A 14,591-nucleotide genomic window follows, 5' to 3' on the forward strand; every position below is an offset into this window, starting at 1 on the left:
CGTTTCCTGTTCAGGGCAATCCTATTGGGTCCCTGTCCGGGAACTTCGAGGCACCACACCACCTCCTACATCACCGCCGATGCCGCCGAATACTTCGGCCTCCCCCGTGACCGCACGGTCATCATGGGTTCGCAGATCGAGGTGTAGGCGCTCCTATCCCCGGCGGCCCCCAGCTGCCGTGGCCGAGGCATGCCCCACGGCCCAGGTCGGCAGGTGCTCGATGCGAACGACGGCGCAAGTGATCGAGACCCCGCCCCCGTGTGCCACGATCAGCACATGGTCGCCCGCGCCGACTTCCCGCGTTTCGACGAGGTGGTTGAGGCCCACGATCTGGTCATTGACCGTCATGTGCCCCAGCCCCCGGCCGAATTCGAGCAGCCCCTGCTCGGTGCGGAGGCCCATGGGGTCGAGGATCCCCTTGAGGTAGCCCTCCCGGCCGGTGAAGATGTGCGCCACGCGGGTGATGTCGCCGGCGTCGAGGTCGGCCTCGGCCATCGTCCGCAGAGCGAGTTCCGTCCGTAGTTCCCCTTGGCGCCCCACGGCTTTGGAGATCGCCTCGTCCAAGGGTGCGGCCGTCGCCTGCCGGTCCTCGGCGTCCACGTCCGTCACAGGAGGGAACTCCTCGTCGCGGAAGCGCTCTTCGACCTCGGCCGTGGATCCGCTGTTGATCGACAGGAGCCTGGCGAAACTCGGCTCCTTGGTGAGCACGACGGCGCTGGCTCCGTCGGCGATGACGCCGTTCTCCAGGGACGCCCAGCGGTTGAAACGCGGGGTGCTGACGTTGTCGGAGCCCGTGACGAGTGCCGCTGCGCGCTCGGGGACGGCCAGGAGATGGCAGGCGGCGAGTTCGAGCGAGCCGATCAGTCCGTTGCATCCCTGACTGACCTGGTAGGAGGGGATGTCCCGGTCGGTGACATGGCGCAGGACGTAGTGCTGGGCCGACCAGGCTCCAGGCCCCTGTTTGTGCATGCCGGCGTGGATGTGGAGGGCGAGGTCATGGGGGTGGGTACCGGCGCGCTCGATGGCCTGGCGCGCTGCCCGCACAGCCATGTCCGGGGCCGGCGTGTCACCGGCGACGGCCGCTCCCGTCCATCCTTGGTACTCGTGGTCCTCGGGGTCGTACCAGCCCAGTTCCACTGCTCTCCCGGCGTCGAGGACGGCGGGGATGTGTACGCCGAGCCCTGCGATGTACAGGTCGGGGGTCTTCACTTCGAGGACGCTCCTTCCGGCGCGTGGTCGGCCGGCGTGGCCGCCTTGGTGTCGGCAATGGCCTGGGCCAGGGAATCGACGGAGCTGTCCCGGAGGATCTTGACCATCGGCAGTCTGACCTTGAGGTGCCGGTCGATGTCGTTCCTGAGCTGGACCGCCATCATCGAATCCATGCCCATCTTGTTGAACGGCCGGCTCGCGCCCACGCGCTCCGCCTTCAGGCCCAGGATGGCGGCGGCGATCTTCTTCAGTGCCTCGACCACCCCTGGATCCGTCACGGCTCGGGGCCCGGGGACGGGAGCGGGCGCGGTCTGTCGCGTCTGCTGTACCGGCCGGGCCGCGCGGGCCTCGGATCGCGCCGTGGCCGCCGGGGCGTGTGGCCGTGCCGGGGTGTCGCGCCGGGTCAGTTCGCCGAGCAGCGGGGCGTGTGCCGCGTCCGGATGGACACGCGCCCATGATGGCCAGTCGGTGCGCAGGACGACGGAATGCGAGGTGCCTTCGGCGAGGATGCGCCCCAGAAGGGTGAGTCCCTCGTCGGGGGAGAAGCTGGCCATTCCCCGTGGGACGAGGCCCCGGCCGCTCTCCTCTTCCTGGCGGGCGACCATGCCGACGCTGTCCCAGTAGCCCCAGTTGACCGAGGTGGCCGGGGCGCCGGAGGCGAGGCGGTGGTGGGCCAGGGCGTCGAGGAACGCGTTTCCGGCCGCGTAGCCGCCCAGGAGGGGTGACGACAGGATCGAGGAGCCGGAGGAAAACAGGACGAACATGTCCAAGGGCAGGTCGCGCACCAGCCAGTGGAGGTTCCAGGCCCCTGACACCTTGGCCCTGAGGAGGGCGGTGAGGTGCCGCGCCGTCGTGTCGCTCACGGGGACGGAGTCGTAGGTCCCGGCCGCGTGGAACACACCGCGCAGCGGAGCCTTGCCCCTGTGGGCCCTGTCGGCGAGGAGCGCGCGCATCGCATGGTGATCGGCCACGTCGACGGCCGCGTACTCGACGTCGGCGCCTCGCAGCGCGAGATCCCGCAGCAGGACCGTCAGTGCGACCTCTGGGTGGTCGGGGGCGGCCGTCGCCGGGGCGGGCAGCGGGGTTCGGCCGGTCAGGAGGAGGGTGCGGGCTCCCTGGTCGACGAGCCAGGACGCGAGGCGTGCTCCGATGCCTCCTGCGCCACCGGTGATGAGGTAGGTGCCCACGGCGCGCACGGGTCCGGGGGACGTGGTCCTCCCGCGGCCCGGTGCGGCGGGCAGCACGTCGTCGGGGAAGGCGACGGTCTGAACGGTGCGCCGCCCTGGCGGGCTTTCCGTCCTGAGGATCTGACCGGCTTGGGCGGCACTGAGTTCCTGGTGGGGCAGCGGGGAGAGCGCCCCCTTGCCGACGAGGTCGGCCGTCGCCCGCAACACCGCACCGGCTCGGTGGGGCTGGTGCCGGATCATGTGGGCGATGTCGACCGCGTGGAAGGAGATGTTGGGCACCAGGCGAGTGCGCTCCAAGGGGGCGGCATCGGCGCTGTCGGGCCCGGTGAGCTCCACGTAGTGTCCGTAGGGTGCCAGCAAGGAGAGGCCGGCGCCCAGGTCGCGGCCCGTACGGTTGCTGAGGATGACATCGAATCCGGCCCCGCCCGCGGAGGTACGGGAGTCCGCGACGTGCCGGATGCCCCGCCCTGCCGGCCACTGCCCCTCGTCCGCGCTTGCGCCGGTGACGTGGACGTCCGCTCCCAGCCATCGGGCCACATTCACCGCGGCAGGACCGATTCCGGGGGTCTCCGCATGGACGAGCACGCGGTCGCCCTTTGCGACGCGGGCGACGTCGTGGAGCGCGTGGTACGCCGTCAGGTACGCCCGGGGCAGTGTGGCGGCCTCGGCGGGCGCGGTACCTGTGGGCATCGGCGCCGTCAGAACCGCCTTGGTGACGGCGTGCGAGGCCGTCGCGTTCTCGGCGAGGGCGATGACCAGGTCGCCGACGGCCACGTCGCGCACGTCGTCCCCCACGGCGATCACGGTTCCGGAGCAGCCCGTGGCCAGTGGGACGCCCGGGCGGTCGAGTGCGGCGTGGGAGACCCGGATGACGACCTCGTCCGCGTCGGGCACGGGAAGCGTGAACGGGGTCAGCCACTGGTCGGCGGCTGTGCCCGGTCGTGGGAGGGAAAGTCGTACGGCCGCCACTGGCCCCGTGCCTGCGGTGGCCCTCTCACGCATGACCAGGCGGGCGACGCGGCGCGTGCCGTCGCGCAACGCGATCTGGTCCTCGTCGTCGGGTCCGAGGAGGTCCGCGATCAGGGCGTCGACGCTCCTTGAGTTGCGGTCGAGGTCGACCAGGCGCGTACGCAGTTCCGGGTGCTCGGCGGAGAGAGTGCGTCCCAGTCCCCACAGCAGCGCCTGGAAGGGGGCTACGTGCCGGTCGTCGGCTGCGACACGCTGGGCATGGCGGCTGATCAACCATAGCCCGGGATCGCCGGGCTGTTCCCGGGCGTCCAGGGCCTGCGCGAGGTGGATGACACTGCCGCAGGCCAGCAGCTGGACTCTGTCGATCTCCTTTGCCGTGGCGTCGAGTCCTGCTTCCGCGTCCAGGGACCACAGGTGCACGATGCCACGGAGTGGGCCGCGTTCTACGACGTCGTCCAGCACCGCGGAGTAATGCGCGGGGTCGGCGGGGTCGATGCGGAACCGGTCGCCGGCGGCCTGATAGCTCGCGGCGGCGGTCACGACAACGGTCTCCTGGCCCTCGGCGGCGAGCCCTCTGGCCACGGCCCGTCCGCAGGGCCCGCTGTCGCTGAAGACCAGCCAAGTTCCGTGCTGGGAAGGCATGCCGACGGCGTCCGGGCGTGGCTGTGCCCTCCACTGGAGTTCGTACCGCAGGCCGTCCAGGTCGTCTCCAGGGACCGAAGGGGCGGGGGCAGTGGTCACGGGGGCCTCCTCAAGGGCCGGGGCATGACCGGCGAGGTACTGAAGTCGCGCACCGCGTATCTCGGCCAGGAGCCGTCCGGAGGCGTCGGCCATGCGGATGTCGGCGGCGAACGAGTCCCCGCGCGTGGTCGGCACCAAGCGCACGTGGCTGAAGACTTCATGCCCGGGCCGGTGATAGGTGCGGAACTCGTCGATCCCGCCGAAGACGAACACGCCCTCCGGGTCCGCCACCGTGCGCGGACGGGCCGCCGCCATCCCATGGCAGCCGGCGTCGAGCAGCGCGGGATGGAAGTGGTGGTCGCCGAGGGCGGCGCGCACCCCCTCGGGACTCGCGAGGCGTGCCAGAGCCTCGCCGTCCCGGCGCCACAGCTCCACCACGCCTCGGAACGCACCATTCCACTGGTTGCCGCGTTCGGCGTTGTAGGCGTAGAACTCGGCGGCACTCTGGTGCGTGGGGAGGCTGTTCCGGACGGCCGCCAGGTCGACCGGGGTTCCGTGTTCCGGCTCGTGAAGGGTGCGACCCATCGCTTCGGCGTGCAGGACCCACGGGGCGTCGTCGGAGAATCTGCCGTGGACTTGGAACGCGACCCGTTCCGAACCGAGGACGGCGCTCACCCTCAGGGTGGGGGCCGGGCCGTTCCCGTCGAGGTAGAGGGCCTGCCGGTAGTGGACGTCGGTCAGTGCGACCGGTCCGTCACCGAGGATCTGCCAGGTGGCTTCCGTGAGCAGCTCCAGGTACAGGGTGCCGGGCACGACGACGGTGTCCTGGATCCGGTGGTCGGCCAAGTACGCGTGGCGGCACGGATCGAGGGGGCCCTCCCACGTGCGGGTGTCTCCGGCGGTCGTCGTACGGGTTCCCAGGAGCGGGTGGCCGGGCCCGGTTTCCGGCCGGGGCCGCGCGGGCTTCGCAGCGACGGCGGACTCGGGCAGCCAGTGCCGGGTGCGCTGCCAGGCGTAGCCGGGCAGCGGAACGTACCGGCCGCCGTCCACGATGGCGGCGAGGTCCAGCGGCACCCCGGCGGTGTGCAGGCGCCCCGCCGCGGTCAGCAGGGCGAAGCGTTCGCCCTCGTCGCGGTGGAGGGAGCCGACGGCGATGGTGTCGTCGCGGCCTGCAGCGCGACCGGTCTCCTTGATGGCGTTGATCAGTACCGGGTGCGGGCTTAGCTCGATGAACACGGTGTCTTCGGCGTCGAGTTGGCGGCGCACCGCGCCAATGAAGTCGACGGCCTCACGGATGTTCCTGGCCCAGTAGTCGGCGTCCATGCCGGAGCCGTCGACGACCTCACCGAGGAGCGTCGAGTGGATCGGGATCACCGCTCGGCGCGGGGCGAGGTCCTTCAGTGCCTCCAGCAGGTCGTCGCGGACCACGTCCATGTGCGGGGAGTGCGAGGCGAAGTCGACCTTGACGAGCCGGTTGGGTATCCCCCGTGCGTCGAGGCCCACCAGGACCTCGGCCAGGGCGTCCACGTCTCCGGCGAGCAGCGTCGAGGACGGGCTGTTGGCGGCCGCGACGGAGACGGTGTCCTCGTGGCCCGCGAGGGCCCGGCCCGCCTCGTCGGCGGGCAGGGCGACCACGGCCATGGCACCACGGCCCGCCAGGCGCCTGGCGATCCGGCTGCGGCGGCAGATGACGGCCGCGGCGTCCTCGAGGCTCAGGGCTCCCGCGATGTAGGCCGCCGCCGATTCGCCCATGCTGTGGCCGATGACGACGTCGGGTTCGACGCCCCAGGAGCGCCACACCTCCGCCAGGGCGATCTCCATCGCCCACAGCGCGGGCTGGATGACGTCGAGTTCGGCGAAGCGGTCCTCGGGACCGTCTCCCAGGAGTTCGATGACGGACCACCCGGTCTCGGCGCGGATCGCGGCGTCGCATGCCTGCATGGCGCGGGCGAAGACCATTTCGCTGTCGAGCAGTTCTCGTCCCATGCCGATCCATTGGGACCCCTGACCGGGGAAGACGAACGCGACCCTGGGGCGCTGTGCGGGATCGGTGTACTCGGAGAAGGACAGGGAGGGGTCGGGGTCGCCTTGCGCGAAAGCGGTCAGCGCCAATGCGGCCTCCTCGCGGGAGGCGGCCGGAAGGGCCAGCCGGGCGTCGAGGTGGGAACGGTGCAGCGCAGCGCTGTGGCAGATGTCGCGCAGGCGCGGGGGACGGCTGCTCCCGGCCGTCAGGAATCGTGCGTAGGACGCCGCGAGTTCGGTGAGCGCCTCGGGTGTCGCGGCGGAGAGGGTAAGCAGTTCCGTGCGGTCGGTTGCCTTTCCCCCGACGGGCTCCGGGGCGGGCACGTGTTCCTCCAGGACGAGGTGGGCGTTGGTGCCGGAGATGCCGAAGCTGTTGACGCCCACCAGAGCGGGCCGGGCTGCGTCGGGCAGCGGCGTGTTCCGAGTCGCGACGGTCAGCGGAAGTGTCGCCCAGGGCACGGCCGGGTGGGGCTCGTTGAAGTGCAGGCTCGGGGGGACGACGCGCTTTTCGAGGCAGAGCACCGCTTTGATGAGGCCGGCGATTCCTGCCGCTGCCTCGGCGTGCCCGATGTTGGTCTTGACCGAGCCCACGAGGACGGGACGATCGGCGGGCCGGTCCTTGCCCAGGACCTCGGCGAGCGCTTCGAGTTCGACCGGGTCACCGACAGCGGTCCCTGTGCCGTGCGCCTCCACGTAGTCCACGTCGGCCGGGTTCACGCCTGCGTCGGTGTAGGCACGCAGAAGTACGTCGCGCTGGCCCTTGACCCCAGGGGCGACCATGTATCCGCCGGACCGGCCGTCGTTGCCCACCGCGGAGCCACGCAGGACCGCCCGGATCCGGTTCCCGTCGGCCAGCGCCTGGGAGAGGGGCTTGAGGATCACGCTGCCGATGCCTTCGCTGCGGACGAAACCGTCCGCGGACGCGTCGCCGAACTTGCAACGGCCGTCCCTGGCGAGCATGCCCGCGCCGGAGTACGCGACTCCTGCGTCCGGCCGGAGAACGAGACCAGCCGCGCCCGCGATGGCCAGCCGGCATTCGCCGAGGCGGAGGGCCTGCACGGCATGGTGCACTGCCACCAGTCCCGAGGAGCACGCCGCATCGACGGTGATGCTGGGGCCTCGTAGGTCGAAGGCGTAGGACAGCCGCCCTGACATGGGCGCGCGGAGGCCGCCTCCCGTCATGTCGTACAGGTCGTAGTGGTCACGTGCGGCACGCTGAGCGTGCCAGTAGTCGTCGCTGATCTGGCCGATGTAGACGCCGGTGTCGGAGCCCGCCAGTGCGGACAGCGGGATGCCCGCGTCCTCCAGGGCCTCGTAGGCGACTTCCAGCAGCAGACGCTGCTGGGGGTCCATTTTGTTCGCCTCCCGTGAAGTGATGCCGAAGAACTCGGCGTCGAACTCCGCGACCCCCTTGAGGAATCCGCCCCATCGGCTGACGGTACGGCCGGGCGTACGCGGGGTGGGGTCGTAGAGCGCGTCGACGTCGTAGCGGTCGGCGGGGATCTCGGTGATCGCGTCGGTGCCGTCGCGCAGGAGCGCCCACATCTCGTCGACGGTGTCGGCGCCGGCGAACCGGCCGGCCATGCCGATGACGGCGATGGGTTCGGCGGGCTCCCGCCCCGGTGTGCGGCGGGGCTTGTCGTGCACGGGCACGGTCTGTTCCTCATGTCTGGCTGGGTGGCTCTGGTGAGACCACGGGGAGTGCTGCTGGCTGGACCGCTTCCGCGGAAGAGCTCCCGGCACGGCGAGCTCAGCCCGTGCGGCGGGTGGCGGCGAACCGGGTGTCCGCCTGCTCTTGGACGAGGTCCAGGTCGTGTTCGGTCTCGGCACCGGGTGTCGCGTCGGGCAGGTCGTCCTCCAGCCGCCGCAGGGGCCGGTACAGGAGGCCGAGAGCGCCCCATGCGGCGATGCACAGCCCGCACACGATCAGCAGCAGGGCCATGCCGCTTCCGGGACCGGTGCCGAGCACGGCGCCGAGGGCGGGATGCCCCCGCAGGGCGGGAGTGAACACACCGTCGGCGAGCGGTCCCGCCGCGAGGAAGCCCACGGGCTGGGTGGCGAGCGCGAGCATGACGTTGGTGGCCAGGACCCGGCCCTGCAGTTCCTGTCCCACCTTGACCTGGATGATCGACAGCCAGTGGGCATTCATCACGGCCATGGCGCCTATCCGCAGCGCCAGGCCGGCCGCCACCACCGGCAGGGAGGCGTGCACGCCCATCAGGACGGTGCCGGCGCCGACGCCGAGGGTGGCGCCGATCATGCCGATGGCCCGGCGCCGGGTCCCCCCCCAGGGCACCATCAGCAGTCCGCCGACCACGCCGCCCAGTCCGCCCACCGTCGTCACCAGGCCGAGCTGCGCGGTGCCGGCGAAGGAGAGCACAAGCGGCTGCACCGCGACGAACACCGTCGAGGCGAACAGGTTCAGCACCGCGGCGAAGCCGGTCAGCAGGAGCAACGGCCTGCGCCGCGCGATGAACCGCCAGCCGCCGGTGAGGGCCTGGCCGAAAGTCTCGCGTTGTCTGCGGAACATCCGGTCGGGGAAGCGGACGGCCAGTAGGGACCCCACGCCCGCGGCGAAGGCGCACACGCTGACACCGACGACGCCGGACACGCCGACCACGGCCACGAGCGCACCGCCGAGGAGCGGTCCGACCACGCCTGCGAAGCCGAGTCCGAGCCCCACGAGGGCGTTGGCCTGCGGCAGGTACGGCTTGGGCACCAGTTGAGCGGTGGCGGCCAGATAGGCGGGCCGGTGGAAGGCGGTCGCGATGGAGGTGATCGTCACGATGAGGCACACGGCCGCCAGGGACATCCGGCCGGTGGCCAGCAGCACCGCCAGTACCGCCATGGCCAGCCCGCTGGTGCCGTCCGCCGCGAGCATGACGCGGCGGCGGTCCACCCGGTCGGCGACCGTTCCCCCGAGGGGTGTGACCAGCACGGCGGGCAGCGTGGCGAGCATCGTTACCAGGGCCAGGTCGAGGACCCGGCCGCTGCGCTGATAGGCCCACACGCCGAGCGCGAACATGCTGAGGCTGCCGCCCAGCATGGACAGGAACTGCCCGGCCGCGACGGTGTGGAAGGGACGGAGGCCGGAGGACCGCACGGGGGTCGCCGCGACCGGCTCGGGCAGGCGTCCGGCCGTCCAGTCCGTGATCCGTTGCCTGAGCAGGGCGGCGAGGGGGGCTGCCTGATGGCGCAGGAAGTAGTGGCCCGCCTTGGGGATGGTGGCGAGCTCGACCCGGTCGGCGAAGGCACCCCATTCGCGGTACCGCTCCTGGTACAGCTCGGTGGAGTGGTCGGCCTCGCCCACCACGCACAGGACCGGCGCCGCCAGGGCGGCGCGCGGCGCGGCCAGTTCCCGGGCGTACCAGGCCCGGGCCTGCGTCGAGTCGTGGCGCATGGCCCGCAGCGCGGTCTCGGTGGTGGTGTCGTCCATGTCGTCGAGGATTCCGCCGGTCGTGCGCAGGACGTCGCGGTAGTGGCGGCTGGAGGCCCAGCGCTCCAGCGGCAGGACGCGGTTGGCCCAGGCGGCCAACCGTCCCGGCAGCCCCGCAGAGGGAAAGTTGCCCGCCACGACCACGCCGAGCACCTCGCGTCCCCCGGCCTCCAGCCTGCGGGCGAGCGCGACGGCGGCGGCCGATCCCACGGAGTGCCCGTAGACGAGTACGGGCCCGCCGACCGTCGCCTCGATCTCTTCCGCGAGCCGTTCGGTGAGCTCGTCAAGCGGCCAGAACTCCTCGGCGGGGCGCGCGGGATCGTGCCCCGGCAACTCGACGGCGAGGAGCGCCAGGTCGTCCGGCAGCGCCGCGGCGAGCGGCTGGTAGACGGCCGCGGACCCGCCTCCGTACGGGACGCAGACCACGGTGGCCGCGGCGTTCCGCGATCCGCTGAGGCGGTGGAGCAGACGGCCCCGCCCGGTGTCGGCCGCGTCCAGGTGGGCGGCCAGTTCGCGGACGGTGGGCCGGGTGAACATGTCGATCACCCGCAGCCCGGGGTCGCAGGCCCGTACGGCACGGACCGCGGCGAACGAGTCCCCGCCGAGCGCGAAGAAGTCGTCGTCGATCCCGATCCTGGGCAGTCCGAGGACCTGTGCCCACACCCCGGCGAGGCGGTGCTCGGTGGGGGTGCGCGGCGGCACCCGTTCGTCGGCGTCGCCCGAGCTGGGGCGTGGCAGGGCGGCCCTGTCGACTTTGCCGTTGGGCGTCAGGGGGAACCGGTCGAGCACCGTGAGGGAGGCGGGCACCATGTACTCGGGCAGCCGTTCCCGCAGCCCGGTGCGGACCTCGCGGGAGTCGAGCGAGCTTCCGGGGTCCTGCACCACCCAGCCCGCGAGGCCCTGGCGCTGTCCCTCGCCGACGGGCAGCACGACCGCTTCGGCGACACCCGGCAGCCCGCGCAGGGCTTCGGCCACGTCGCCCGGTTCCACCCGGTAGCCGCGCACCTTGACCTGGTCGTCGACGCGTCCGCGGAACTCCACCCAGCCGTCCGGGCGCATCCGCAGGACGTCGCCCGAGCGGTACAGGCGCCGCCCGTCCACGGTCACGAACCGCTGCGCGGTCAGCTCAGGTGCACCAATGTAGCCGCGGGCGACTCCCGGGCCCCCGACGAGGAACTCCCCCGGTATGCCGGCGGGCAGCGGGCGGCCCTCCCGGTCGGCGAGGAAGCCGGTGGTGTTGGGCACCGGGCGGCCGAGCGGGACGATGCCGGTCCGCAGGCCGTCGGGCACGTCGTCGACGTCGCAGACCATGCGGACCATGGTGGATTCGGTGTGCCCGTAGTGGTTCTGCACCCGCAGCCCGGGGCGGGCGGCGCGGGCGCGCTCCACGATGGACCAGGGCAGCGCCTCGCCGGCGAACATCAGCAGCTTGCGCGGCAGGACGGCGCCGATGTCGCCGTGGGCCGCGAGCAGTTCGAAGTGGCTCGGGACGAGCTTGATGACGTCCATGGGGTGGTCGGCCAGGTAGCCGGCCAGCGCCACGGGGTCCATGGCCGTCTCGCGTGCCACGAAGTGGAGGGTGCCGCCGGTGGTGAGGGCCGCGTGGAAGCAGGTGTGGGCGAAGTCTGCCGCGATGGTCGACATCACGGCGAAGACGCCGCCGTGGACGTCCTCGCCCAGCCGTTCCAGGACGCCGTCCAGGTAGTCGGTCACGCTGCCGTGCTCGACGGCGACGCCCTTGGGTGTGCCGGTGGACCCGGAGGTGAAGATGACGTGCAGCAGGTGCTCGGGGCGCACCGGCACGTCAGGCCGGTGCTCGGGGCGGTCCCGGAGCGTCGCTGGGTCGTCGAGGACGACGACGTGCCTGCCGTCCCCCTTGAACAGTCCGGCGAACTCCCGCACGGTGACGACCGTGCGGACCCCGGCGGTCTCCAGGATCGAGGTGATCCGGCTCGCCGGATACATGGCGTCCAACGGCACGTATCCGGCACCTGCCTTCAGGACGCCGTGCAGCGCGGCGGGCAGGGCGACCGAATGCTCCAGCAGGACCCCGACGGGCTCGTCGCAGGTGACTCCCGCGGCGATCAGCGCGTGGGCGATGCGGTTGGCGGTGCGGTCGAGTGCGCCGTAGGTCAGCCGGCCGTCGGGAGCGACGACGGCGAGCGCGTCGGGGGTGCGGTCCGCCCACCGCTCGACGAGCGGGTGAAGGGTGCGCGGTGTCTCCTCGCGTACCGGGCCGCGCAGTGCCGCGTAGGCGGTCGGTGCCAACGCGGCAGCGCCCACGGGCGCTTCGAGGTCGTTGAGCATCTGCGCCAGCAGGTTCTGGTACCACAACGCGATGTCCCGCACGGTCTCCTCGTCGAAGAGATCGCTGCGGTAGTTCACGTTGCCGGTGAAACCGGCCGGTCCTTCCGCCACGGTGAGGTGGAGATCGGACTTGGCGGACAGCACCGGTGGGCTCAGCGCGGTCACCTCGAGTCCTGGGAAAGCCGGCGGTTCGTCGCCCAGGACGAGGAAATTGAACAGCGTCTGAACGATCGGCGCGGAGGTGGCGCTGCGGTCGGGACGGAGCCGCGAGACCACCCGTTCGAACGGCACGTCGGCGTGGGCGAACGCGTCCAGAGCCAGCTCCCGGGTCCGCTGGAGCAGTTCCGCCCACGTCGGGTCGCCGGAAAGGTCGGTACGCATGACGACGGTGTTGATGAAGCAGCCCACCATGTTGTCCGTACTTGGATGGCGGCGGCCTGCTTCCACCACTCCCACCGGCACGTCGGTGGTGCCGCACATACGCGACAGCAACGCCTGCCAGGTCGCGAGGAACACCATGAACGGGGTGCAGCCGGTCCGTACGGCGACCTCCCGGACTCGTTCGGCGCGGTCGCCGGCGATCACCAGGTCGACCTCGCTGCCCGCGGGGCCTGCGACCGCGGGCCGGGGCCGGTCGGCAGGAAGGTCCAGCTGGGGCGCGAGACCGGCCAGTTGCTCCTCCCACCAGTCCAGGTCGTCGTGCTGCTCCGGATGGGAGGCCTGCCACGCGGCGTAGTCGGTGTGCTGTTCGGGAAGCGGCAGTGCCTCGGCGAGTCCGAGCCTGGCGGCGTACAGGGCGGGGAGTTCAGCGCGGATCACGCCCAAGGACGTGCCGTCGATGGCGATGTGGTGGAACGTCAGGGCGAGTACGGAGACGTCTTCGTTCCGGAGCAGCGCGGCACGCATGGGCGGCCGCCGCGCCAGGTCGAAGGGCCGGCCGGCCTCCGCCGCGAGCGCCGCGTCCAGGTGTTCCACAGGAACGTCCTCGACGATCACAGGTACGTCCGCGGCGCTTCCCACGACGGTGACGGGCTCCCCGTCCCGTTCTTCGATCCGGCTGCGGAGCACCTCGTGGCGCTGCGCCAGCTCCCGGACGGCGGCGAGCAGAGCCTGTTCGTCCAGGGAACCGCGCAGCCGCAGCACGACGCGGGAGTGGAACGCGGAACCGCTGGTGCCGAGCTGATCGAGGAACCACAGCCTGCTTTGCGCGGAGGTGAGCGGGACCGGCGCGGACGGGTCGGAGCGGCGTGGCAGGGTGTCGGCGGGCTTGGCGAGTGCCGCCGCCAGGCGCCGCTCCAGCAGCTCACGGGAGCGCGTCTGCGCATCTCCCGCGATCACGAGCGAGCCTTCACCGAGAGCCCCAGCTCCCATGGCGTTCATCCTCCTTCGAGATGCCTGCCGCCGCCGGCGGCCGGCGGTCCAGACGACACCGCCTCATGTCTGCGGGTACAGCGCGGGCGCATCCGATGACCGCCCGGGAGAACCTCATGATCCGTACGCGCCGGACGACGTTCGCATCGTGATCCGCAAGCGGCCCACTGCCTCCTCGGCCCGGCGCACGGCTTCGTCCGGAGTCGCCGCACAGCTGATGGCGAACGCGGCGCAGTCCATCGAATGGCGCAGTTCGTAGGTACGTGTGCCGGGCTCCACCATGAAGCCGCAATGGATCACGTCCGGAACCGCATACGCCTCCTTCAGCCCGTCGACGCTTTCGACCACACCGGGCCCGGCGTGCAGGAAGCGGACCGCCGCGAATCGCCCGGCCCGCCGCGGTAGCGGGGGTTTCGGGTCTTCGCCCTTGTGCAGGCCCCAGTAGGCGCGGAACAACTCCGTGTCGTAGGCCCACTCGATCAGGTCCACCATGCGGTCGCCGGGCAGGCGTCCGGCACACTCGACCAGGTAGGGCGTGCCCGCTTCGACGATCCACTCGCAGCAGACGAGGCCCGTGCCGAAGCCCACCGTGCGCACGACCGCCTCGGTCTGCTCACGCAGGCGCGTTTCGAGCTCCTCGGGTATGTCGGCGGGAGCCAGCTTTCCGCGCTCGACCGGCCTGGGGCCCGGGTACAGCTCTGTCTCGGTCACGTTGCCGAACAGCGTCCGGCCGGCCGACACCAGCAACTCGACGCTGAACTCCCGTCCTTGGACGAAGCGCTCGACGAGCATCCGCACAGCGGCGGGCCGGTCCGGCCCCGAGACGCTCACATCCAGGGTGCGGCACTCCGTGACGCATTGCGCCCAGACCGCGTCGATGTCGTCCGCGGACCGGAGGATGTACGTGCCGAGGGACCCCACCCGGTCGGCCGGCTTGAGGATCGCCGCGCCCGGGTGGCCTGTCATGAACGCCCGCACCTCTTCCGGGCTGCTGACGGCCTGCGACTCGGGGTTGGGGATACCGGCCGCCCGGGTCACCCTCCGGAGCAGCGATTTGTCGCGCAGCAGCTCCGCCGCGCCGAGCCCGGCGCCGGGGAGGCCGTAACGCTCGGCGAGACGTGCGGCAAATGGAGTGGCGTACTCGACGGCGGGGGCTACCGCGGCCGGCGCGAGATCGGGATGGGCGTTGAAGAACTCATCCGCTGTCCCTGCCAGTTGGTACTCCCAGCCGACCACTTCACGGATCACCGCCGCATCCTTCAGCTGGGATCGCAGGTGACCCTTGCGGATGGTCTCCGGTTCTTCGATGAGGATCACCGAGGCGTCGGGCTGGAACACGCCGATGGCAGCCACCGCCACCCAGGCGAATCCCACCATGATCACGGGAGGGGCCGTCATGTTTCTCTCTC

4 protein-coding genes are annotated in these 14,591 nt (G+C 71.6%); all 4 read right to left on the reverse strand.

Annotation, left to right across the window (positions count from 1 at the left end):
- Positions 1-153 precede the first annotated feature (153 nt).
- Positions 154-1,209, reverse strand: a complete 1,056-nt coding sequence (locus OG507_RS00595; protein ID WP_327365121.1) for a ketoacyl-ACP synthase III family protein — start codon at positions 1,207-1,209, stop codon at positions 154-156.
- On the reverse strand, positions 1,206-7,721 hold the full coding sequence (locus tag OG507_RS00600) for a polyketide synthase (RefSeq protein WP_327365122.1): 6,516 nt from the start codon (positions 7,719-7,721) through the stop codon (positions 1,206-1,208). The genes OG507_RS00595 and OG507_RS00600 overlap by 4 nt, the downstream gene beginning before the upstream one ends.
- 97 nt (positions 7,722-7,818) lie before the next feature.
- Entirely contained in the window at positions 7,819-13,182 is a 5,364-nt protein-coding gene (locus OG507_RS00605) for a non-ribosomal peptide synthetase/MFS transporter (protein ID WP_327365123.1), read from the reverse strand.
- A 114-nt stretch (positions 13,183-13,296) separates the two neighbouring features.
- Positions 13,297-14,580: an ATP-grasp domain-containing protein gene (locus tag OG507_RS00610; protein WP_327365124.1), complete on the reverse strand. Its 1,284-nt coding sequence runs from the start codon at positions 14,578-14,580 to the stop codon at positions 13,297-13,299.
- Between the last annotated feature and the right edge of the window lie 11 nt (positions 14,581-14,591).

This window comes from Streptomyces sp. NBC_01217, assembly GCF_035994185.1.
In the GTDB taxonomy this organism is placed as follows: Bacteria; Actinomycetota; Actinomycetes; order Streptomycetales; family Streptomycetaceae; genus Streptomyces.